This is a genomic window from Microvirga puerhi, assembly GCF_020089865.1.
GTDB lineage: Bacteria > Pseudomonadota > Alphaproteobacteria > Rhizobiales > Beijerinckiaceae > Microvirga > Microvirga puerhi.
The window spans coordinates 20,817-42,826 of sequence record NZ_JAIRBM010000005.1 but is presented as its reverse complement, the minus strand read 5'-3'; the positions used below and the strand labels follow the sequence as shown (position 1 = coordinate 42,826).

Here is a 22,010-nt window from a genome sequence, read left to right as displayed (position 1 = left end):
GTTATCGGAGGCGCTCAAGTGCGGCCCCCCCTGAGCAACGGAAACGCGGGTCCATCCAGGGCTGCAGAGCCTATAACCTAATAAAGTTTTTTATTCGGATTGTCTTAGAGACCTTTTCAAATTCTTTGCGGCCTGTTGAACATGATCAAAGATCAAACAAAGCTGCGCTGGACAGTTTTTAGCGAACTGCTAATTCCGCAAGGCAATGCCTCTCCAGGCGGCTACTCTTCGGCGATTTTGGGTCCAACACCTGGAGTAGGCTCCGATCAGAGCCCACCGCGCTTCCTTCCAGCTTAGAGGGTCGATGCGGATATTTCCCCTCTGCGCCCCGCGGGACCAACGGCAACCTGGATGCCAAGCGCTTTACGTAACTCTGAATTCTCTATGACTGGAATGGCTGGGGCGCCAGGATTCGAACCTGGGAATGGCGGTACCAAAAACCGCTGCCTTACCGCTTGGCGACGCCCCAATGCTTCGCAAAGTGGGCTGTACATAATGGCCAGGAGCAGGGCTGGCAACTGGGTTTTCATCACCTCGACAATATCGCGACCAAGCCCGTTTTCCCTCTTGCGGCCCCCGAAACCCGCCGCTATAAGACCGGCCTTCCCGATGATTTCGGTGTCGGAGTGTAGCGCAGTCTGGTAGCGCACCACGTTCGGGACGTGGGGGTCGCAGGTTCAAATCCTGCCACTCCGACCATTCTTCAGGCCTTGATCAGACAAGGCTCCAAGCTCAAGCGCATATCCGCTAGGATGGTCGAGTAGATCGGCTCGATTCACACGCCTGAACGCGATCAAACTCTCATCAGACAATTCAGGATACTCCAGCTTGTCGTTCACGAAACGTCGTTTCATGCTCCTTGTTGTTGCCAGGAGCCCAGATGATGAACGATGGGAATGCGCCTGACTTGGGCTCGCTGAATTCTCTGTTCGGGAGCGTCGCCTCTGAGGCCGCCCGCTTCCGCGCCAGCATCGCCGAGCGTCCGCAACGACCAATCCACACCTATCCGGAAGCATTGTCCGCTTTCAATGCACCGGCCCCTGAAGGCAGTACGCCTGCGCTTGATGTGGTCCGGGAGCTTGTGGAACGTGCGACGCCAGGGCTCCATGCCACCACGGGTCCCCGCTTCTTCGGCTGGGTGATCGGAGGCTCGCATCCGGTCGGCGTTGCTGCCGATTGGCTGACCTCGGCGTGGGGGCAGAATGCAGGCAATCACACCGCGTCCCCAGCAGCAGCTGCTGCCGAAACGATCTCTGCCCGATGGTTGCTCGATCTTCTCGACCTTCCTCGGGAAGCTTCGGTCGGCTTTGTGACAGGGGCGACGGTCGCGAACTTCGTCTGTCTGGCCGCGGCTCGTAGCGAGGTTCTGCGCCGCGCGGATTGGGACGTGGAGCGCAACGGCCTCTTCGGTGCGCCACCCATTCACGTGCTCATCGGAGACGAGGCCCATACGACCGTATTCTCCGCGCTTCAGTTCCTGGGGCTCGGCCACGACCGTGTCACCCGCATCGAAACAGATGCGCAGGGACGCATGCGCCCCGAGGTGTTCAATCGGGCTCTGAGTCAGTGCCAAGGGCCGACGCTCGTCATCGCCCAGGCAGGACAGATCAACACCGGAGCGTTCGACGACCATGCCAGCATCATTCCGCAGGCCCGCGCTCACGGAGCCTGGGTGCATGTCGATGGAGCCTTCGGCTTATGGGCACGGGCTTGCCCGGCCCGTGCTCACCTCGGGCTTGGAATCGAGGGCGCGGATTCCTGGGCCACGGACGGACATAAGTGGCTGCAGACGCCTTATGACTGCGGATACGCCATCGTTCGCGATGCAGATGCGCACAGGCGGGCCATGACCAGCGCGGCCAGCTATCTGCCCGGAGCGGATGCAGGAGAACGCGATCCGTCCCACTATGTCCCGGAGCTCTCGCGGCGCGCGCGTGGATTTGCCACTTGGGCCATGCTTCGGCATCTCGGGCGCGAGGGGATCGCCGGGATGGTCGAGAGCCATTGCTCCCTGGCCCGGTATCTGGCCGAGCGGCTGGCACGGGAACCTGGGGTGAGGATCCTCAATGAGGTGGTGCTGAATCAGGTGATCGTCCGGTTCGGCGCGGATGAGCCAATATCCGTCGGGGACGACCTGACGCTCCAGACAATTCGGCGCATACAGGATGACGCGATCCTCTTTGCCGGCGGCGCGAAGTGGAAGGGCGCGTGGGTCATGCGCTTATCGGTGATATCGGGCGCGACAACCGTTACCGATATCGATCGCGCGGCCGAGGCGATTCTGAGCGCATGGAGAGCCATTCGAGCGACAGATCGAGCCCAGTGACAGCTTTGCGGCACCGTGCTTCGCCACTATCGTCGCAAGCTCACCCGATGTGATCGAATTTGGAAATCTCATGAAGCTTTACCGCTATCTCACAGGCCCAGACGATGCCAGCTTCTGTCATCGTGTGACGGCTGCGCTCAACCGGGGCTGGGAGCTGTACGGCCCGCCAACGCTGACCTACAGCGAAGAGGCAAAACGGGTCGTCTGCGGCCAGGCGATCATCAAGGACGTCGAAGGCACCGACTACGTTCCGGAGATGGATCTTTCGGAACAGTAGACATCTCGCAAAAGAACCCCGCCAACCCGGAGGCCAGCGGGGAGTTCAGGGAGGAAACGTCCAGAGGGACCTTCACCAACACCAGCGACGCGCGTTTGTTACGCGACTGTCACTGCGGCATTCTGGCCGGCGGGCATGGCCAAGCTCCTCTAGCCTGACGATGACCAGACATACGCCCCACGAAAAGACGATGCGCGACCTCACTGGCCTCGCGGCCGGGGCGGCATCTCGATGGTCACGAGTTCACCGGTCTTAGGATCGAGGATCGTCATGGCTTACTCCTGTACGCGTTGTCGTGCAGGGGAAACGCACCAGCATGGCCGAAGATCAACGGACCTTTCGAACTTGGTAAGCAATTCGTTACTGGAAGAGGCGCCTCAGGCACTGGCGATGGGGAGAGGTCGTCCTTAAACCGGCCGGCGGACAACCAACATTGGCCTTGTGCCTGTCGCATCGGAGAGCGAATTCATGAATGCAGTCAACCTCAAGACCGTCTGGGCGCCACGCCTGCTGAGCATCCTGCGCATCGTCGCAGCGCTGATCTTCATGGCTCATGGAACTCAGAAGCTCCTGGGCTTTCCCGCTTCGCCCAATCCCGCTCCGGCCATGATGAGTCTTCCCTGGATCGCAGGCATTCTCGAACTGGTCGGCGGTGCCCTGCTGACGCTCGGACTGTTCACGCGTCCGGTCGCATTCATCCTGTCGGGACAAATGGCAGTCGCCTACTGGATGGCGCACGCGCCGCGCAGCTTCTTCCCCGTGCTGAATGGTGGCGACGCTGCGATTCTCTACTGCTTCATCTTCCTTTATCTGGTCGCGGCAGGCGGCGGGCTTTGGAGCCTGGATACTCTGCGCCGACAGAAGACCGCCTGATCAGAATCGCGGAGGAGGTCATCGCGCCTCCTCCCGGACAGTGAAGCGTCAGGGCCGGCCGAGGCCACGCTCCTTCAGGGCCCTTTCGCGCTCGTCCTCCACCTCGACCTTCGTACGCTCCCCATCCTGCTCATCGAGCGGGTTGGGGATCATGTCCGTCGTCAGGCCCGTGGTCGTCGAGGCGGCTGCGCCGATTGGGGGCGCCGGTCCCTCATCGCCCTCGGCTCGCCAGGCGCTCTGGCGCTCCTCGATATCGACCCGCCCTCCTTCGTCGAGAATATCGATGATTCGGCCCATATCGGCTTCGTCTATTCGCACTGTCACGAGAGCGCCGCCACGCCGCACGCCCTCCGCGTAGACCTGCGCCTCCTCCTCGTTGACGCCGGCATTCACGAGCGCTCCGACGAGTCCCCCGACGGCGGCGCCGGCGCCGGCGCCGACAAGCATGGAAACGAGCCATCCCGCAGCCACGACGGGCCCGAGGCCCGGGATCGCGAGCATCCCCAAGCCCGCGAGCAGCCCGGCGCCGCCGCCGGCAAGCGTCCCGATGGTCGCTCCCGTTCCGACCGCGTCGCTCTTGCTTTCCTCAGTGTCGAATGAGCGCGAGGCATATTGGGAATAGGCGTCGTTCGCATTGTTGGCCACGACGCTGATATCGGCATCGGGAACGCCGGCAGCTTCAAGTCGAGATACGGCGCGCGCCGCTCCTTCATAATTGTCGTAGAAGGCGGTGATCGTGTTCTGAGCCATCAAACTCTCCTTAGGGCGGCGTTCTGTCCACCGCCCGATACTGTCCCGGCAGCGCTACTTGGATGCGACGTTGCCGCGAAAATCGAGCATGACCTCGACGGATTGTCCGTTGTGTTGAGCCCGGCCATGCCAAATGCCCTGATCGTCCTTCCTGAGATCGGAAACCCCGGTGAAGCCCTGCGCTTCGATTCGAGAACGGGCCTGCCCCTCCGTGAAGCTGTTCGCGCCCGGCGCAATTGCGCCGGTATTCTCCGGACTGCCGTTAGGCTTGAGGGAAAGAGCGGGATTTGTGGTGAGGGAGCCGGACCCGGCATCGGTCTGCGCAACGGCCGCGGTGCTCAGAAGACCAGCTGCAGCGGCGGCGAGAAGGAGGCGCATGGAACGAACCTTTCCGTTGAGTTTCCATGGGCTAATGTGCGACCGGATCGACAGTTCCGCACGGACCTAGGCCGTGTGACATCTGCAAAGCCCGAGAGGGTCGCATGCGTTTGTGTGCCGCCTTTCCCTCCGCCCCGATGGAAGCTACACAGGGTGATCAAAACGCCGCAAAGGCGCAACGGGGGCAATCGACATGCGTCATATCCATCTCGACAACGGCTTGCGGCTGCGGTTTCCCGGTCGCGGCGAAGAATTCGACCAGGGCGTCGAGATCGGCATGCTGGCGGTTATGATGGATTCGCAGATTCGCGAGTTCCGCCGGCGGATAGCCACGACGAATCTCGGTCAGGTTCGCGCCATCGCGACACAGATGGGCTACCACGTGATCACGGACCAGGAAGATGGCGAGTTCATCGATCTCATCTTCCGTTACGGTTCAGCTCGGCCCCAGCTCAAGCTCGTCCATTCGGCCGGCTAGAGACATCTTCACGGACAGCTGGCCTTCTACCGCACCCGCTATTGGCGCCAAGTCATTGTTTTTCAATAAAAAAGCCGCCCGTGGGCGGCTTTTTCGTATTCCAGGCTCAGGATGGGCCGTGGGCTTATCCCCGGCGGGTAATGGTCCAGGCAGCCTGCATCAAAGCGGCGGCGAGCAGGGTCTTGACGATGGTCGCCGCGACGAACGGGGCAGCGCCGACTGTCCAGGCCTTCGCGAAAGGCATGATCGCCGAGAGCCAGCTAAGGCCGACAGCGAAGATCACCGCATGGCCGATGGCCATCATGACGAGCACGCGGGCGAGCGAACGGTCCCAGCCGCGCTCCGCCATTGCGCCCATCACCAGGGCCGCTGCGAGGAAGCCAAACAGGAAGCCGCCCGTCGGGCTCAGGAAATAGCCGATACCGGCGGGCATGGGCGGGGTGTTGGCGAAGACCGGGAGGCCCATGGCGCCTTCGGCCAGGTATAGGGCGACCGTCGCGCCGCCGAGGCGCCAGCCGTAGGACGCACCGATGAGCAACACGACCATCGTCTGCATCGTCATCGGAACATAAGGCAGCGGCACCTGAACCTTCGCCGAAATTGTCAGCAATGCGGTGCCCGCGACCATCAGCACAATAGCGCGGAGGACTGCGAAACGGGCATCGTTCCGGGACGGCCAAAGCAGGCCAACGAGGGTGGACGGCGAGGCAAGAGAAGTAGCGCCAGTCGACATCAAGAGGTCTCCAGATCCTATTCCGCCGTTCGCAGGCGGTTCCAGACGCCTTATAGGTGGGTCGGGCGAACGTCTCAAGCTTGAGCCTCTCCCTTAGTCGCAGCCGGAAAAAGGCATATGAATCAATGGCCGACGACCTGACCTTCGATACCACGCCACCGGCCCTGCCTGACCAGTGCGTCCGGTTAAGCCCACTGGTCCGCCGAATCGTCGCCGGCAATCCGGGGCCGATCACGTTCACAGGGACCTGCAGCTATGTGGTCGGCGAAGGGCGCGTGGCGATTATCGATCCGGGCCCCGATCTGCCCGAGCATATCGAGACGCTCCTCAATGCGGTCCGCGGCGAAACTGTCAGCCACGTGCTCGTCACACACACGCATCGGGACCACTCGCCCGCCGCTCGTGCCATCGTCGCGGCTACGGGAGCACGTCTCGTCGGCTGCGGCCCTCATCGCAGCGCCCGGGCACTCGGCTCCGAAGAAGTCAACATGCTGGAGGCGAGTTCCGACAGGGATTATGCGCCGGATGAGGAGATGCGCGAGGGCGATCAAATCGGAAGCGACGGCTGGAGCCTCGTCGCCGTCGAGACGCCCGGACACATGGCCAACCACCTTGCCTTCTTTCTGCCGGAGGAGAACGTGCTCTTCTCCGGAGACCACGTGATGGCCTGGTCCACGACCGTGATCGCCCCACCCGACGGATCGATGAGCGATTTCATGGCCTCCCTGGAGAAGCTCCGGGGACGCAGCGAGAATCTCTACTGGCCGGGCCATGGCGGACCGGTACGGGATCCCCAGCGTTTCGTGCGTGCCCTCGCCCACCATCGACGGCAGCGCGAGGTCTCCATCCTGAAACGTCTCGCCGCAGGAGACCGGACGATTCCGACCATCGTGGCGGCGATCTATCAGGGGCTGAAGCCTGCTCTCGTGGGAGCCGCTGGCCTCTCGGTCTTCGCGCATCTGGAGGATCTGGTAGCGCGGGGCGAGGTGGCGACGGATGGCTTCCCGTCTCTCGACGGCGAATACCGGCTGGCCTGAAGCCGATCAGTCGAGAGCGATCGCCAGGTTGGAAGCCTCATCGAGGAACGCCCGGATGCGGGCCGCATTCGCTCCAAGATCATGCTTGCCCATGCGGGACGCCGACCGGATGTCGATCCGCGTGCCGTCGGCGCGGGGCCTGATGCGCACGGTCACATCGTCCGGGACCTTCAAAAGGAAACTGCGCGCGACCGCCTCCAGGCGTCCGGTCCCCACGCGACCGCCCGGCGGCACGGCCTCGATGACCTCCCAGCCGAGACGCTTGGCAGCCGACTGTACGACCTCGAACGCCTCATCGGGTCCGACATCGAGCGTCAGCGGCGCGATCCGGGTATAGGCTTGGCGCTGCGCCTCCCGAACGGCTGGCGACACATCTGGAGGAATACGGCCGCCGCGCGCCTCAAGCGCTGCGCGAGAACGGGAGAATGTCGGCGGATCATCCGTATCGGTCGAGACATCGGTGATCGGCGGCAATGTCGCGGCCTTCACGGCCATCCACGCGGGATAGGCCAGGACGAGGCCGGCGATGACGAGGCCTCGCACGGCGGCACCGAGCCCGCGCCTCCCCTCCTGCCAGATGCGGATGAAGGCCATGAAGGAGAAGGCGACCGCTAGAAGCGCAACGACGATCCCGGCGCCGAGGGCGGCAAAGCCCGATTCATAGTCGATGCGCCCGAACCGGATCAGCCCGGCAGCCATCGCCGTGACGGCCAGCGCGAACCACGCGACCATGGGCGACCACTTTGCCGGCCGGGAATAGGGTTCCTCGATAATGAGATGTCGCATCAGGACGTCTTACAAACCTCTTTGAGCGCGCGCCACTCCTCATCGGTGAGAAGTGGCGCCCCCTGCACCGTCGGGACGAACTGCTCAAGAGCCTTGAGACGCTGCTCGGTGACCGGATGGGTGGAGAGAAATGCTGGGATCTTGGATTCGTTCCGCTCGATGCGCGCGAGAAGCTGCGCCATCGCGCCGGCCGGTCGTCCGAGGCTCGTCATTGTCTGTCCCGCGAAGGCATCGGCGGCGGTTTCCGCGTCGCGGGAATGGGCGCTATCCAGGAGCATGCGACTGGCGAGGACGAGCGCGCCGCCGCCCGTGACGTCGCCGAGCAGAAGACCCGCCAGATAGGACGTTCCGCCTGCCTGGATGAGCTTGCGTAATCCGTCGCGGTGCCGCACATGGCCCATTTCGTGCGCCAGGACGCCGGCGATCTCGTCAACGGATTCGGCACGATCGAGGAGCGCCCGGAACAGATAGATGCGGCCACCGGGAAGTGCGATGGCGTTCGGGACGGCCGCGTCCAGAACCTGGATGTCGACCACCGTGTCGGATGTCCCGGCGGCAGGCATCGCAGCCCTCCGCAGTCGATCTGACAGGGTCGCGAGGGCTATTGCACCAGGCAGGCCAGCACAGACCTTGTCGCCGGCCAGCAGCTTGACCTGATTGTCTACCGCCCGCCCCAGATGTTGCTCCCAGGATAAGGGCACGAGCGGCGTCAATCGCGTGGCCGCGACCGGTACGAGATAGATCACGCACAGAACCACCGAAAGGGCGGCGGCCATGGACCAGAGAACGATGCGCGTCGTCCGTTCTCCGACATTCCGTCCATCGAGCTCACGGCACTGGGTGCGGATGGCGGTCTGGAGGCCGGGATCAAGGATGTCGAGACGCGCCAGCGTGGGTTCACCGTCGAGCATGAGCCGCAGGATGCCCTCGGGAGCGTCCCGTCGCCGAACTCTTCCGCATGGCCAGGAGGCGATCCACGTACCGGCCTCTTCGATGTCGACGCTGGAGGATGTGACCCGCACCGCGACCGATCGGCGGCGCGCACTCGCTCCGTCGTAGAACACCGCCCCGGTCATCGCGCCTCCGCAGCTCCGCCGAAAGAGCCCCTGTGTCCTGGCCAGCGTCGCCCTTCCGTTCGCTGGTCGGACGAGTTCCCGCCGTTCAAATGCCGACGCTGAAGTCGAGAGCGTCTGCCAGCCCCTCCCCGGTCGCCCCGACGGGCTCGCCCGCAGCGGCGGCGGCGTCGAGAGCGTCGAGGTTCGACACCCAGAGGGACTGGACGGCCCTCTCCCACAGGCCACGCCCCATGAAATAGCGCTGGATGACGCCGAGGCCGAGCAGCAAGACCAGATAGGCCAGCGCGATCCCCACCCCGCCCGCGACGGTATAGGCGTTGAAGCCGCCGACCGAGGCCTGCGCGAGCGATCGCTTGAAAATCCCTGCGAACATCCCGCCCCCGAGGCTGACTACCAAGCCAAAGGCCAGCAGGAAGCCTAGAGAAGACAGGATCAATTTGATGAACGTTCCGTAGAACGCCCCGATGCTGAGATTGCTGGCGACCGCGACATCGCCGAACCGCAGGCCCTCGAGCTGCCAGCGGGTCTTGATCGCCATCACGGCCGGTGCGAGGCCGACGATGATCAAAAGAACACCGAGGGTCACGATCCCGCCCATAACATTCACCGTGTCCGGTGAACTCTTGGCCGTGCGGATCATGACCGCGACGCCTCCTACAAGGCCAGCGAGACCGAGGGCCCAGGTCCACCAGCTGCGCTTGAACAGGACCCAGCCCGTCCCGACGAAATCGCCCTGGATCGTGCCGAAATAAGTGTGCCGCATCCGGTAGCGCTCAAGGGATGCGGACGCCCAGGGCAACGCCAGTCCAAGGGTCAGGACCGTGGCCACGTCCCACAGGATCGCTCGGGCCGCATAGGCCCAACCGCGCCCCTTCATCCAGAACCGGATACCCCTGAAGACGGTGCGGGTGGCACGATAACGCCGGGCCCGGTAGACGCCGAAATGCGCCAGCACATACATGATGAGGACGAGCGGCGCGCTCGCGAGAGCGTGCTGCTCCTCGAGCGCGAAGGCCAGGATGGCGTAGGCGAGATAGATCGGCGTCAGGATCGCAATCGCGATCAGGAAGCCCAGCAGGAGTTCCTTGGCCGTGCCCGTGTACTCGAAGGGCTCACCGGCCACCTGCGTGCTCGACCAGAGATGGCGACGGATCTTCGTGATCAGCCAGAATCGATAAAATCCGAGCGTCGGGATCTGAAGCAGACTTCCGTTTACGAGGAGGCGGAAGAAATCACCTCCCTGCCCGGAGAAGTACAACGGGGAGGACTTGGATAGTGCGGGGCCGGTCGCAGGGACCGAGGTCGCAGACATGGGGCGATCCTGGGCGGAGGAGCTCGTCCCGAGCCTATAGCAGGAACGTTGTCTTCGTCAGCCCTGCAGGCTAAGTCATTGAGAGCTATCCACAATGTTCCGTTACGTGACCCGGCGCAAGCGATCGGTCAGCAGGTGACGGGACGAACAGTTCCGAAGTAAACTTTTTAAAACCAGATGAGGAACTCGTACCCGTGACTTCCGCTTCTCCAACACAGGACCTGGACTTGAGCGTGGACCCGCTCCGAGTCTGGTTTCGGATCATCCGGCTTCATCGCCGCGCCACCAACACGATCGCGGCCGAGTTGAAGGCGCTTGGCCTCTCGATCCCCCAGTTCGACCTCCTCTCCACGCTCACCGAGCAGGAGGGCTTGAGCCAGCAGGAATTGGCCGAGCGCCTTTACGTCACCAAGGGGAATGTCTCGGGTCTTCTCGACCGGATGGTGGAGGCTAGCTTGGTGGAGCGGCGCGCCATCCCCGGTGATCGGCGCTCCAATGCCCTCTATCTCACGGCGAAAGGCAGGGAACTCGCAGAGCACGGCATTGCCGTGCAGCGGCGCTATGTTCAGGGAACGCTAGGCACCCTTCCCGCGGAAGACCTTGCCGATCTCGAACGGATCGTCCTGGCTTGGCGCGAAAGAGCACGGTCGGCGGAAGACGAGACGCTCGCCCGACTCCGGCGCTAGGCAGGATACCTGCTATCGACAGAGCATATCCCGGTAGAAGAGCGGTTACGCAACCTTGTTAATCGAGGATTAAGCTCGTTTCGGTCATTTGCAGCCAAGCCAGCAAATGATCACGGGGCTGCCCCGATCCTGCCACCAGCCTCCCGATCATGCGCACAGGTTCTGTAACAGCCTGTTTTCCTTGGGAGGAATTCTTGTGACGAAGCAGATGACCGAACGCGACCGCCAATCGCAGCAGCTCTCCGGACGCCAGCCATACCCTGCCTTCAAACCTGTCGCTCTGCCAGCACTCGCCGCCGCCGTGCAGGCCGCCAACCTGCGGCCAACGCCGCCGCGGCAGCATGAGCTTCCGGCCATCCTGCGCAAGGAAGCGATGACGGACTGAACCGAGGCTTCGGCTTGGTGAGCGCCGGGAGCGGCGCTCACGCACTCAGCGGACGATGACCTTCGCGTTCACGTCGACGCGGTTGTAGAGATCGACCACGTCGATGTTGCGCATGCGGATGCAGCCGGACGAGACGGCAAGGCCGATTTTTTCCGGCTCGTTCGTGCCATGGATCCGGTAGAGCGTGTCCTTGTTGCCGTCGAAGAGATAGAGCGCCCTCGCCCCAAGCGGATTTTCCGGACCGCCCTGGGTGAATTTCACATGCGGCCAGCGGGCCTTCATCTCGGCAGGCGGATTCCAGTTGGGCCACTCGGCCTTGCGTGCGACGCGCGCCGTTCCCGTCCAGCCATAGGCCTCGTCGCCCACGGCGACCCCGTAGCGGATGACCTTCTTGCCGGGCATCACATAATAGAGGAACCGCTCCTTCGTATCGACCACGACGGTTCCTGGTGCCTCGCCGGTCGGATCATCCATCATGTACCGGCCATAGCGCCGGTCCTCCTGTGCCGACGGCACCAATGCCATCCATTCTGAATCCTTGGACGACACTTCCGGGTCGGGAACACCTTTGAACGTGCATCCGGCGAGAAGAGTCGTGGCTGCGAGGAAGAGAGACAGGCTGAGGGGGCGCATGGTCAAAGCTCTTGGACGGCGAAACGGGGCCGTTTCGTTAACGCGGCAGTTCGGGAAAAGTCCCATACCCCATTGGGGCGATTCGCCAACCATGCCACGGCTTTTGGTGCAAGAGTGTTGCCGCAAGACAACATAGACACGCGCCGTTGCGGCTGCGACATTGATGAGCCCATGTTCGGCGCTTTGCCGCAAGAGTTTCGTGTCCCCACATGTCCACCCTTTACGTCACTCATCCCGCCGCTCTCGATCACCAGACGCCTCTCGGACATCCAGAGCGACCCGAGCGTATTCGCGCCATCGAAGGAATTCTCGAGAAGGAACGGTTTGCATCCCTCATCCGGGTGCAGGCACCGATGGCAGAGATGGAGAGCCTCACGCTGGCGCATCCCGAGCATCATGTGGTGGCTATCCGCGACATCGCCCCACGCGAAGGCCTGGTTCGGATCGACGCTGACACGGTGATGTCGCCAGGCACCTATGAAGCTGCTCTCCGCAGCGCCGGGGGCGCTGTCCTGGCGGTCGACGAAGTGATGACGGGGAAGGCCGACAACGCCTTCGTGGCAATGCGGCCGCCGGGACATCATGCCGAGCGGACTCGTGCCATGGGTTTCTGCTTCTTCAACAACGCGGCGATCGCCGCACGTCACGCTCAAAGCAAGCACGGAGCCGAGCGCGTCGCGATCTTCGACTGGGACGTCCATCACGGGAACGGCACGCAGGACATCTTCTGGCGCGATGCGAGCGTGCTGTATTGTTCGACCCATGAGATGCCGCTCTATCCCGGCACTGGAGCGGCCTCGGAGCAAGGCGAGAAGGGAACGATCGTGAACGCGCCGCTCGCAAGCGGCAGCGACGGCGCGATATTCCGCGAAACCGTGGATGCCGTGATCGTGCCCCGTATCGAGGCATTTGCACCGGATCTCATCATCGTTTCGGCCGGCTTCGATGCCCATTGGCGCGACCCACTGGCAGACCTGAATCTGACCGAGGCGGATTTCGCCTGGGCGACCCGCAAGATGATGGATCTGGCCGACAAACATTGCGGCGGACGGCTCGTCTCCGTTCTCGAAGGCGGCTATGACCTCGAAGGATTATCCAAATCCGTGGCGGCACACATCGATACCCTGATGGGCCGCGATCTGCGCGGCTAGAGTGCCGGGCGCAATATCGAGAACCGGCTTTGCGTGGAGAGGCGTCGAGACCTTCGATCCCAAGCCATCCAGCAGGGAGAAAGCGGTCTCCCTCTTACCAGGTTCTAAGCAGGGACTGCCAGGTTCCTTGCCGATACCAGCCTGTCTCTCAGGAGCGAGAGCTTTCTGAGAAGCTCCCCAAGCGCGAAAGTCCTTACCGCAGAGGCGAGCGCCAGTGCCGCGAGTGCGCCTTCGGCATAGCCGCTCAGGGCGATGAACGCTGCAACTCCGCTGCCGAGAAGCGCCGCCGCCTGGATGACGACCAATCGCCTCTGCTGCGGATAGAGTGAGCAGGACTCGTTCAGCGGAGCACCCAGAGCGAGGAAGAGGTGGAACATCGCGACGGCCGGCACGATGTCGGAAAGATCCGCAAGCTTGGTGCCGGCTAGATACGGATCGGCTAGGATCAAGGCAGCGGCGAGCGCGCCGAAGGCGAACCCGACGGGGAGGATCAGGATCATCAGAAGCCGACGGCCGAAGAGGACGTTCGGCCGATCTTCCGAAGGACGCAGCCGATGAAGAAAGATTGGCGTCATGGTCGCGGCGAGGATTTGCGTCGGAACGTCGAACAGGCGGTAAGCAAGCGCCACGTGTCCGGCGAGCGCATGGTTACCCGCGAGCGGCAGAATCAGGAGCGGCGATAGGACAAAGGCAAGCGCGCAAAATGTGCCCGGCAGATTGTAAAGCGGAAGGCTCCGTCGACGGGACGCCAGCTCGACGAGACGCCGCACGGACCATCCGTGTCGGAACACCGGCGCACGGCCGCGCCTCCGCCACACCAGATAGACGACGGCGCTCGCATGGCCGAGAATGTCGGAAATGGCGAAGGCGACCGCATCGTTGCGCAAAGCGAGGACCAGAACGAGAAGTGCGAGCGGCTGGAAGACGGACTGCACCAGCGAGCCGCGGCCGATTCCCTTGAAATCCCCGTCGCGCGTGATCTGCGCGAAGCCGAGGCGCACCATGCCGCGCACGATCAGCGAAATCGGCAGCAACGACGCCAATGTCGCCGACATGAATCCGAAATGGCCGGCGCCCAAGGCGAGGATCGAATAGGTCAACCACAGGACGCCACCCAGAACGGCGCACAGGCGCAGAACGTCATGAGCCTCCTCCTGCGACGGGGCGGAGATGATCGCCGTGTCGTAGCGTAGGAACAGGGACATGGCGGCGAGAGCCGCAAGGGTCTGGTAGACGCCGAATTCCGCGAAGGCCTGAATGTCGACCAGCCAGACCGAGACGATCAGGCTGACCACTGACATGCCGCGCGCGCCCACGAGTCGCAACCCGAGAAGGGCTGCATCCTGCACGGCGCGGCCATTGACGACCCGCCGCAGAGACTGAGTCAGCGTTCTGACTTGTGGCGATGGGCTAGTCGTTGACGGCATTCAATCTCTCGGCATCGACACGCAATAACATTCATTATCCTAAGCGCAGTGCGCTCGGATGCGAAAGCCGCCAGGAGATGAAAAAGGAAATGCCCGCGGCGACCTCAGTGATCGAGGGCTTCTTCACCGAGGAGTTCGATTCCAAAGCCGCTGAGGCCCACGTAAGACCTGCTTGATGTGGCAAGATTGCGGATGGAGACGACGCCGAGATCCTTCAGGATCTGCGCACCGAGTCCGACATCGCGCCATTGGCTAGACCTCAGGGCCTCGGAAGCGGTCGTCTCGCTGTCGGACAGGTTCGTCATCGGAACACCCGCCGTGCCGTCACGCAGATAGATGAGAACGCCCCTGCCCTCCTCGGCGAAGCGCTTCAGAGCGCAGGCAATAGTCTTGCCGCCTTCGAAGACATCGGTCAGCGCATTGGCACGGTGGAGGCGCACCGGAAGATTGGTGCCGTCGCCGATCCGGCCATGAACCAGGGCCAGATGCTGCACGCTGTCGAACGGTGTCGAATAGGCATAGCCCGTAAACGCGCCCCATTCCGTTTCGACCGGGAACGTCGCGATCCGTTCGACGAGCTTCTCACGCGCCTGCCGATAGGCGATGAGATCGGCAACCGAAATGCGCTTCAGCCCATGCTTTTCGGCAAAGGCAGAGATCTGCTCGCCCTTCATGACGGTGCCGTCGTCGTTGGCGAGTTCGCAGATCACGCCGACAGGCGGCAGGCCGGCGAGCTTGCACAAGTCGACGGCCGCTTCCGTATGACCGGACCGCATCAATACGCCGCCCTCCTTGGCGACGAGCGGAAAGACGTGACCCGGACGCACGAAATCCGCCGCCCCCATATTGTTGTTGGCAAGTGCCCGCACGGTGTTGGTCCGCTGCTCGGCGGAGATGCCGGTCGTCAGACCGTGTTTGACGTCAACCGTGACCGTAAACGCAGTCCCGAGAGGCGCGTCGTTCGAGGCCACCATTGGATCGAGCCGCAAGCGCCGTGCCTCAGCCGCGGTGAGCGGCGCGCAGACGATCCCACAGGTGTTGCGGATGATGAATGCCATCTTCTCGGGCGTGCAGAGGGAAGCTGCGACGATGAGATCGCCCTCGTTCTCGCGATCGTCGTCATCCGTGACGATGACGATCTCGCCCCGGGCGAAGGCTTCGAGGGCCTCGGTGACGGAATGGAGCATACGGGCCTCCTTCAGGGGCGTCGGCAGAAAATCGTTGGGGGTCACGGCTCCGCGGGTGACGCGGGCGATGAGGTCGGCGGTGTCCCGGGACATCCAGGCGCTGTCGCTGTTACAGAGCTGCGTGACCGCGCCCGGCGTGACGCCGATGCGCCGGGCGAATTCCACCCGGGAAACACGGTTGCGGGACAGCCACTCGGCGAGCTTCATGCCCCGTTCTTATAGGAGAGTGGATTTTAGCAATACTAAAATTTCTGCGATGATGTGCAGATCAGGGTTGAGCCCAGCTCAAGCCCTGAAGGGCCAGGCCGACGTCTCGCCGACTTGGGCGCGATGACGCAGGAACTGATCGGCCAGGACGCACGCCACCATCGCTTCGCCGACAGGAACGGCCCTTATGCCGACGCAGGGGTCATGCCGACCCTTGGTGAGAACCTCCGTCTCGGCGCCGGACCGGGTCACGCTCGCCCGCGGCGTCAGGATCGAGGAGGTCGGCTTCACTGCGAAGCGACATACGAGAGGCTGACCGGTCGAAATGCCGCCGAGCACGCCGCCAGCATGGTTCGACAGGAAGGTGGGAGCACCCGCATTGCCAGGGCGCATCTCGTCGGCATTCTCCTCGCCCCGCAGGGCAGCTGCCGCAAACCCGTCCCCAATCTCGACCCCCTTCACGGCATTGATTGACATCAGCGCCGCGGCGAGTTCCGAATCGAGCTTGCCGTAGATGGGTGCCCCCAGGCCCGGCGGGACCCCTTCTGCCACCACTTCGATCACGGCCCCGATGGAGGACCCTTCCTTGCGCAGGCCGTCGAGATAATCCTCGTAGAAGGCCGCCGCCTCCGGATCGGGCGAGAAGAACGGATTGCGGCTCACCTCATCCCAATCCCATTGCGAGCGGTTGATGGGATGCGGCCCCATCTGGACGAGGGCGCCGCGGATCGTCACGCCGGGGAGGATCTTACGCGCAATCGCTCCCGCTGCGACGCGGGCCGCCGTCTCGCGGGCGGAGGAGCGTCCACCGCCGCGATAGTCGCGGATCCCGTACTTCACGTCGTAGGTGAAATCCGCATGACCCGGCCGATACCGCTCCTTGATCTCCGAATAATCCTTGGAGCGCTGGTCGACATTCTCGATCAGAAGCGCGATCGGCGTCCCGGTGGTGACCTGCTGACCCGTCCGCTCGTCCACGAAGACGCCGGAGAGGATCTTCACCTGATCCGGCTCTTGACGCTGAGTCGTGAACCGCGACTGCCCGGGCCGGCGGCGGTCGAGCTCCGCCTGAATCTCGGATACGTCGAGGGGAATCCGGGGAGGACAGCCGTCGATGACACAGCCGAGGGCAGGACCGTGGCTCTCCCCGAAAGTGGTGACGCGGAACAGATGACCAAAAGTATTGTGGGACATGGCGCTCAACTGACGTTCAGCGCCTCTTAAAACCAAAGTGCCGAGGTGTCACGCGCGCGATTGGCGGATATCCGTCGTCCTCACTCCCTCGTCTCGCTCGAGAGCAACCTGCGGTGCAGCGCTCATTCTTGGGGCACCGCAGGCGAGATTGAATGCGAGAGGGAGAACCGAAAGGTCGCGCCCTACTCCACCCGGATCCGGTAGGTGTAAGTCAGGACGCTCTGCGGATTGAGATCGTTCGAGCGCCACGGCACATCGAGAACGATCTCATCAAGCCCCTTGAAGCCCTTCTTCGGCGTATAGACATAGGCGAGGCCGCGGACGCGCTTGCCGGGGCAGCGCGAGTCCTTCCCCAGTTCCTGCTCGTGCGGAACAACTTGGAAGCTGCCATTGGCAGGAGCTTGCCGCACCGTCACGTCAGGGATCTCCGCCGAATAGCAGGTATCCACCTCATAGCTGAGGAAGCCACCGATCGCGGCGCGGGAATTGGCCTTGACCGTGCGCTCGACAGTCTCCGCAGCGAGCGGCGCCGTCATCAGCATCAATCCGGCTAAGGCGAGAGAGATTTGGCGCATAGGCCCTCCATGCAATATGATTGCAAATGAGAGCATATCTTCCTTACAACCACAATGGCCGAGCTTGCTGGTCTCAAGCCCAGCGGTGGTTGCGCCCCTCGATCACAAGGATCTTGCCCTGCCAGATATCGATGCTCGCGGCATGGCGGGTGGAGACACCGCAGGCGACCGCCAGAAAGGCACGGGCGACGCCGCCATGCGCCACGAGGGCCGTGTCGCGGGTCAGATCGTCCAGGATCGGCCGTACCCTTTCGGCCAGCATCGCGTAGCTCTCGCCGCCGCCGGGAGGGGCGTAGTTCCACTTGTCCTGCTCGCGCAACGAGGCGAGCTGCGGCTCGAGCTTGCGGACCTCTTTCCAGGTCAGGCCTTCCCAGGCGCCGAAGGTGAGCTCGATGAGGCGCTCGTCCAGTCTGTAATAGTCCGGATAGAGACCCATGGACTCGCGCATCAGCTCCATGGTCTCGCGGGTGCGCAGCATGGGGCTGGCCACGTAGTCCAGATCCTCCACGTGCGGCACGAGCGCCTGAAGACGCCGGCCGGCCTCCTCGGCCTGGACCCGCCCGACATCGTTGAGCGGAATATCCTTCTGCCCCTGGAGCCGCCCCTCGAGGTTCCAGTCGGTCTCGCCGTGGCGGATGAAATAGATCGTCGGACGCGTCGAACTCACGATCAGTCTTTGTCGAGGGAAAGATCAGGAGCCTCGGGGTTCTTCATGCCGACCACATGATAACCGGCATCCACATGCAGGATCTCGCCGGTCATGCCGCGGGACATGTCCGAGACTAGATAGGCGGCCGTCTCGCCGACCTCCTCGGTAGTCACGGTCCGCCGCAGGGGCGAATTGTACTCGTTCCACTTCAGGATATAGCGGAAGTCGCCGATGCCGGAGGCAGCCAGCGTCTTGATCGGGCCAGCGGAGATCGCGTTGACGCGGATGTTCTGCGGACCAAGATCGGCCGCGAGATAGCGCACCGAGGCCTCCAGCGCCGCCTTTGCCACGCCCATGACGTTGTAGTGCGGCATCCATTTCTCGGCGCCGTAATAGGTGAGCGTGAGCAGAGAGCCGCCGTCCGTCATGAGCTTCTCGGCCCGCTGGGCGATGGCCGTGAAGGAATAGCAGGAGATCAGGAGCGACTTGGAGAAATTGCCCTCGCTCGTCTCCACGTAGCGGCCGGTCAGCTCGTCCTTGTCGGAGAAGGCGATGCAATGGACCACGAAGTCGATCGAGCCCCAGAGCTTCTTGACCTCCTCGAAGACCGCGTCGATGGTCGCGCCGTCCGTGACGTCGCAATGGCCGACGACGGCCGCGTCCAGCTCCTTGGCGAGGGGCTCGACCCGCTTCTTCAGGGCTTCACCCTGATAGGTGAAGGCCAGCTCAGCCCCGTGCCGGCGCGCCGCCTGCGCAATCCCCCAGGCGATCGACCGGTTGTTCGCAACCCCCATGATCAAGCCGCGCTTTCCGGCCAAGATGCCGGGCGCCGTTGTCTCTGCCATGAATCACCTTAAAACGTCGCTGGACACGTCAAAACGATGGCTTCTTTAACCGACACCGTGTCCAGGGGGAAGAGACCTCGCGGACTTCCCCCGGCAATTGCACGGCTAACGGCTTGGCAGGGATCGGCTCGGAAGGCGTCAACAGCCTAGCTGGCCCGAGCGGACCGGCGCTTGCGGGCATATTCCATAAGTTCCTCGTCCACGATCTCGGGTAGCTTGATCTCGACCGTGGCCAGGAGGTCCCCCGGTCCGGCTTTGCTCGGCAGCCCCTTGCCGCGCAGGCGGAAGGTCCGCCCGGAATTGGTCATGGGAGGGATCGACATCTCCACCGCACCCTTGAGCGTCGGAATCCGGATGGTCCCGCCGAGAACGGCCTCCTCGATTTCGACGGGGACCCGGATCCGCAGATTCGACCCCTCGGTCGTGAAACGGTCATGGGGGATGAACTTGATGGTCAGGAGCGCATCACCTGGGTCGACGCCGGGCGCGCCCTGGCCCAAGCCGCGCAGGCGGATGGTCTGTCCGTCGGTCACGCCTTTCGGAATCACCACATCGACATCCCGGCCTGTCGGTAGCTTGAGGCGCTTCGTGGCCTCCCGCGCCACCTCTTCCAGCGTCACGGTGAGGGTCGCATTGACGTCCTCGCCCTTTGGCGCCGACTGGGTGCGCGAGCGCCGGCCCCCCTCCGAGGCAGACCTGAAGGCCTCGCCGAAGAACTGTGAGAAGATGTCGTCGCCCGCCTCGGCGCTACGGCTGCTGCGGCGGCCGCCGAAAGGCCCGCCTCCGCTGAAGTTGAAGCCGAAATCCTCAGCCCGTCCGCCACCGCCACGGGCGCCGAAGCCCTCAAAACCCTGGAAGCGCGGCTTGCCTTCCGCATCGATCTCGCCCCGGTCGAACTGGCCCCGCTTCTGCGCATCGCCCAGAATCTCGTAGGCGGAATTGACCTCCGCGAACTTGTCCTTGGCCTTCGGATCATCCGCGTTGCGATCAGGGTGATAGGTCTTGGCGAGCTTACGGAAAGCCTTCTTGATGTCGGCTTCGCTCGCGGTGCGGGATACACCGAGAATGTCGTAGGGGTTACGCATCATGAAATCCATCAGCCGTCGAAGTGGGGCGGTCGGGCGCAGGAGCAGCCGCCCACCGGCTCTCCCGACCATATGGGAATGTGTTGCGCGTTTGCAACGGTCACGGTAGGCCGGATCCGGGTCCTCAGCTCTTGGCGACCTTGCTGGGCTTCAGATCCTTGATCGTCCATTCACCCCCGGACGGGCGGCAGGCCGTTCCCTCGATCGAGCTGGCTGCGGATGCCGTCAGATGCGCCGAGAAGAGACGGCAAACTTCGTCATTCTTGACGAAGGGCGGGCTGGTCGGAGCGAAGACACCCTTGTGGGACGTGTCCGGATTGTCCCAGGACACCTGGGTGCCGGCACCCTGAGGGTCGAGAGCGACGCCGAGAGCCGCCTTGGCCCGGCGCCAATCCTCCTCATTGAGGTCTGCGGAGAGCGGCGACACGGCAATCTGCGGCGCGATGGCCCCGGTCGCCTGTGGTTCCTCATCCGAATAGCCCGCGATGCCATAAGTGAAGCCGCAGGCACCGGTCGTCAGGGCGATCAGGACGGCAGCGGCTATTTTCACGGCTTCGCGCACGGCGGCGTCTGATCTATAACGGCGCGCATCGGCCCACATGCGGCGGCGGTCCCCCGGAACGAATTCGTCACAGACAGGATAAAGCCTTGAATCAGTTAACAAGCGGTGACTTTACCGAAGCCGACGAGCCATGGACCCTCTTCTCCTCCTGGCTGGAAGAAGCCAAAGGCTCTGAGTCCAACGATCCGAACGCCATGGCCCTGGCGACCGTGGACGCTGACGGCCTTCCAAACGTCCGCATGGTTCTGCTGAAAGGCTTCGATCAGAACGGCTTCGTGTTCTACACCAATACGGAATCCAACAAGGGCCGCGAGCTTCTCGGCCAGAAGAAGGCGGCGCTCGTCCTGCACTGGAAGAGCCTGCGCCGTCAGGTCCGCGCCCGCGGCCCCGTGACCATCGTCAGCGATGCAGAGGCCGACGCGTATTTCCAAAGCCGCCCCCGCGACAGCCGCATCGGCGCCTGGGCAAGCCAGCAGTCGCGCCCGCTGGAGAGCCGTTTCGCCCTGGAAAAGGCGGTCGCCGTGAACGCCGCCAAATACGCCCTTGGCGAAGTGCCGCGCCCGCCTCACTGGACGGGTTTCCGGATCGCTCCCGTCTCCATCGAATTCTGGCAGGACAAGCCTTTTCGCCTCCACGACCGGGTCGTCTTCACCCGCGAGGATGACGGATGGCGCAAGACGCGGCTTTATCCATAGACTTCACGCGACCCCACCAATCATTCCGGATTGGGGGCGGACGGATCAAGAACAGCAGAGGAGTGGCGCCTCCTGGCCAAGCCCGGCACCTGGAGCGCCTCGAACACGCAGCCCTTGTCTGTCCAATGAAGACCCCTCCAGCCTATCGCCTGAGCCGCCCGGACATTTTCGAGCGTATCGTCGATCAGGAGGATAGCGGAGCTGGATGCAAGGCCTGCACGCGTCGCGGCAGCTTCATAGAAAGCCGGTTGAGGCTTTCGAACACCCAGCTGCGCCGAATAAAAAATCCCGTCGACATGCGCGGCCAAGCCGACTTCACGAAGAAGATAATCCGCCCGCATGTGCTCCTGGTTGGTAGCGAGGTATACGGCGATTCCGGCTGCCCGGACGTCTCCGAGATCCTCCAATAGCGCACGATCAAGATAAGAATCGTTTTCGAACCAATAACTTATCAGCTGTTCTACGCTGAGATCCGGAGCAATGTGCCGCAAGACGGGCGCTAAGGCATCGGCCAGCAGCACCCGTCCAACTATGACATCATCCCAATATTTTTCGAAGAATTCGCGATGGAGACATTCGGGGCTTAAGCCGAGATCGGCTTCCAGCGTCGCGGACCAGTGGCGACCGTCTGAGCGTCCACGGATGAGCACACCATCGACATCCACCATCACGGCTGCAACCGGCATTTCCTGCCCCGTTTCCT

The 22,010-nt window shown here is 63.2% G+C and carries 25 protein-coding genes and 2 tRNA genes; 10 read left to right on the top strand and 17 right to left on the bottom strand.

The features are described 5' to 3' along the window. Positions 1-394: 394 nt before the first annotated feature. Positions 395-469: transfer RNA gene (locus K9B37_RS08090), tRNA-Gln, on the bottom strand. 153 nt (positions 470-622) lie between these two features. On the opposite strand from K9B37_RS08090, the gene K9B37_RS08085 reads away from it, so the two are divergent. The 4 genes from K9B37_RS08085 (at position 623) to K9B37_RS08070 (ending at position 3,476) form a co-directional block, all read left to right on the top strand. Next, positions 623-699 (top strand) — tRNA-Pro (locus tag K9B37_RS08085). A 181-nt stretch (positions 700-880) separates the two neighbouring features. Beyond that, positions 881-2,326 carry a pyridoxal phosphate-dependent decarboxylase family protein gene (locus K9B37_RS08080; protein WP_224312579.1) on the top strand — a complete coding sequence of 482 codons (1,446 nt, stop codon included), beginning with the start codon at positions 881-883 and terminating at the stop codon, positions 2,324-2,326. A gap of 70 nt (positions 2,327-2,396) precedes the next feature. Further along, positions 2,397-2,603, top strand: coding sequence for a DUF1737 domain-containing protein (locus K9B37_RS08075; RefSeq protein ID WP_224312578.1), 207 nt, complete (start codon positions 2,397-2,399; stop codon positions 2,601-2,603). Positions 2,604-3,071: 468 nt separating this feature from the next. Beyond that, positions 3,072-3,476: a DoxX family protein gene (locus K9B37_RS08070; protein WP_224312577.1), complete on the top strand. Its 405-nt coding sequence runs from the start codon at positions 3,072-3,074 to the stop codon at positions 3,474-3,476. 48 nt (positions 3,477-3,524) lie between these two features. Here K9B37_RS08070 and K9B37_RS08065 read toward each other — a convergent pair whose 3' ends face one another. Both K9B37_RS08065 and K9B37_RS08060 read right to left on the bottom strand, forming a co-directional pair. Next, positions 3,525-4,226 (bottom strand): hypothetical protein, encoded by a 702-nt coding sequence (locus tag K9B37_RS08065; RefSeq protein WP_224312576.1) that lies wholly within the window; start codon positions 4,224-4,226, stop codon positions 3,525-3,527. Positions 4,227-4,280: 54 nt separating this feature from the next. After that, positions 4,281-4,604 (bottom strand): PepSY domain-containing protein, encoded by a 324-nt coding sequence (locus K9B37_RS08060; RefSeq protein WP_224312575.1) that lies wholly within the window; start codon positions 4,602-4,604, stop codon positions 4,281-4,283. Between the two features lie 193 nt (positions 4,605-4,797). Between K9B37_RS08060 and K9B37_RS08055 the strand changes: the two genes are divergently transcribed. Beyond that, positions 4,798-5,082, top strand: a complete 285-nt coding sequence (locus K9B37_RS08055; protein WP_224312574.1) for a hypothetical protein — start codon at positions 4,798-4,800, stop codon at positions 5,080-5,082. Positions 5,083-5,206: 124 nt separating this feature from the next. On the opposite strand, the gene K9B37_RS08050 is transcribed toward K9B37_RS08055, so the two are convergent. Beyond that, on the bottom strand, positions 5,207-5,815 hold the full coding sequence (locus K9B37_RS08050; protein ID WP_224312573.1) for a biotin transporter BioY: 609 nt from the start codon (positions 5,813-5,815) through the stop codon (positions 5,207-5,209). Positions 5,816-5,940: 125 nt separating this feature from the next. Here K9B37_RS08050 and K9B37_RS08045 point away from each other — a divergent pair, with 125 nt between their 5' ends. After that, positions 5,941-6,852, top strand: coding sequence for an MBL fold metallo-hydrolase (locus K9B37_RS08045; protein ID WP_224312572.1), 912 nt, complete (start codon positions 5,941-5,943; stop codon positions 6,850-6,852). A gap of 6 nt (positions 6,853-6,858) precedes the next feature. On the opposite strand, the gene K9B37_RS08040 is transcribed toward K9B37_RS08045, so the two are convergent. The 3 genes from K9B37_RS08040 to K9B37_RS08030 all read right to left on the bottom strand — a co-directional run bounded on the left by K9B37_RS08040 (position 6,859) and on the right by K9B37_RS08030 (position 10,026). Continuing rightward, positions 6,859-7,638, bottom strand: coding sequence for a DUF1499 domain-containing protein (locus K9B37_RS08040; RefSeq protein WP_224312571.1), 780 nt, complete (start codon positions 7,636-7,638; stop codon positions 6,859-6,861). After that, entirely contained in the window at positions 7,638-8,714 is a 1,077-nt protein-coding gene (locus tag K9B37_RS08035) for a M48 family metallopeptidase (protein WP_224312570.1), read from the bottom strand. The genes K9B37_RS08040 and K9B37_RS08035 overlap by 1 nt, the downstream gene beginning before the upstream one ends. Before the next feature lie 85 nt (positions 8,715-8,799). Next, complete coding sequence (locus K9B37_RS08030) at positions 8,800-10,026, bottom strand: DUF898 family protein (protein ID WP_224312569.1); 1,227 nt, start codon at positions 10,024-10,026, stop codon at positions 8,800-8,802. Between the two features lie 227 nt (positions 10,027-10,253). Here K9B37_RS08030 and K9B37_RS08025 point away from each other — a divergent pair, with 227 nt between their 5' ends. Continuing rightward, positions 10,254-10,712 (top strand): MarR family winged helix-turn-helix transcriptional regulator, encoded by a 459-nt coding sequence (locus K9B37_RS08025; RefSeq protein WP_224312568.1) that lies wholly within the window; start codon positions 10,254-10,256, stop codon positions 10,710-10,712. Between the two features lie 196 nt (positions 10,713-10,908). Continuing rightward, positions 10,909-11,097: a hypothetical protein gene (locus K9B37_RS08020; protein WP_224312567.1), complete on the top strand. Its 189-nt coding sequence runs from the start codon at positions 10,909-10,911 to the stop codon at positions 11,095-11,097. A gap of 45 nt (positions 11,098-11,142) precedes the next feature. On the opposite strand, the gene K9B37_RS08015 is transcribed toward K9B37_RS08020, so the two are convergent. Continuing rightward, complete coding sequence (locus tag K9B37_RS08015) at positions 11,143-11,730, bottom strand: L,D-transpeptidase (RefSeq protein ID WP_224312566.1); 588 nt, start codon at positions 11,728-11,730, stop codon at positions 11,143-11,145. A 209-nt stretch (positions 11,731-11,939) separates the two neighbouring features. Between K9B37_RS08015 and K9B37_RS08010 the strand changes: the two genes are divergently transcribed. Beyond that, the gene (locus K9B37_RS08010) at positions 11,940-12,881 is read left to right on the top strand and encodes a histone deacetylase family protein (RefSeq protein ID WP_224312565.1); all 942 of its coding nucleotides are present in this window, start codon (positions 11,940-11,942) and stop codon (positions 12,879-12,881) included. 104 nt (positions 12,882-12,985) lie between these two features. On the opposite strand, the gene K9B37_RS08005 is transcribed toward K9B37_RS08010, so the two are convergent. The 8 genes from K9B37_RS08005 to K9B37_RS07970 all read right to left on the bottom strand — a co-directional run bounded on the left by K9B37_RS08005 (position 12,986) and on the right by K9B37_RS07970 (position 20,612). Next, positions 12,986-14,308: an oligosaccharide flippase family protein gene (locus K9B37_RS08005; RefSeq protein ID WP_224312564.1), complete on the bottom strand. Its 1,323-nt coding sequence runs from the start codon at positions 14,306-14,308 to the stop codon at positions 12,986-12,988. A 104-nt stretch (positions 14,309-14,412) separates the two neighbouring features. Next, positions 14,413-15,702: a 3,4-dihydroxy-2-butanone-4-phosphate synthase gene (gene ribB / locus K9B37_RS08000; RefSeq protein WP_224312563.1), complete on the bottom strand. Its 1,290-nt coding sequence runs from the start codon at positions 15,700-15,702 to the stop codon at positions 14,413-14,415. A 78-nt stretch (positions 15,703-15,780) separates the two neighbouring features. Next, positions 15,781-16,896, bottom strand: a complete 1,116-nt coding sequence (gene aroC / locus K9B37_RS07995) for a chorismate synthase (protein WP_224312562.1) — start codon at positions 16,894-16,896, stop codon at positions 15,781-15,783. 182 nt (positions 16,897-17,078) lie between these two features. Further along, positions 17,079-17,471, bottom strand: coding sequence for a hypothetical protein (locus tag K9B37_RS07990; RefSeq protein ID WP_224312561.1), 393 nt, complete (start codon positions 17,469-17,471; stop codon positions 17,079-17,081). A 73-nt stretch (positions 17,472-17,544) separates the two neighbouring features. Beyond that, positions 17,545-18,138, bottom strand: a complete 594-nt coding sequence (locus K9B37_RS07985; RefSeq protein WP_224312560.1) for a histidine phosphatase family protein — start codon at positions 18,136-18,138, stop codon at positions 17,545-17,547. A gap of 2 nt (positions 18,139-18,140) precedes the next feature. Further along, positions 18,141-18,965, bottom strand: a complete 825-nt coding sequence (gene fabI, locus K9B37_RS07980; RefSeq protein WP_224312559.1) for an enoyl-ACP reductase FabI — start codon at positions 18,963-18,965, stop codon at positions 18,141-18,143. 146 nt (positions 18,966-19,111) lie between these two features. After that, positions 19,112-20,050, bottom strand: a complete 939-nt coding sequence (locus K9B37_RS07975) for a DnaJ C-terminal domain-containing protein (protein WP_224312822.1) — start codon at positions 20,048-20,050, stop codon at positions 19,112-19,114. 124 nt (positions 20,051-20,174) lie between these two features. Continuing rightward, on the bottom strand, positions 20,175-20,612 hold the full coding sequence (locus K9B37_RS07970) for an RT0821/Lpp0805 family surface protein (protein ID WP_224312558.1): 438 nt from the start codon (positions 20,610-20,612) through the stop codon (positions 20,175-20,177). An 86-nt stretch (positions 20,613-20,698) separates the two neighbouring features. Here K9B37_RS07970 and pdxH point away from each other — a divergent pair, with 86 nt between their 5' ends. Next, positions 20,699-21,307 carry a pyridoxamine 5'-phosphate oxidase gene (gene pdxH / locus K9B37_RS07965; RefSeq protein ID WP_224312557.1) on the top strand — a complete coding sequence of 203 codons (609 nt, stop codon included), beginning with the start codon at positions 20,699-20,701 and terminating at the stop codon, positions 21,305-21,307. Between the two features lie 20 nt (positions 21,308-21,327). Here the strand turns inward: pdxH and K9B37_RS07960 are convergent, their stop codons facing one another. Further along, the gene (locus K9B37_RS07960; protein ID WP_224312556.1) at positions 21,328-21,993 is read right to left on the bottom strand and encodes an HAD-IA family hydrolase; all 666 of its coding nucleotides are present in this window, start codon (positions 21,991-21,993) and stop codon (positions 21,328-21,330) included. Positions 21,994-22,010 lie beyond the last annotated feature (17 nt).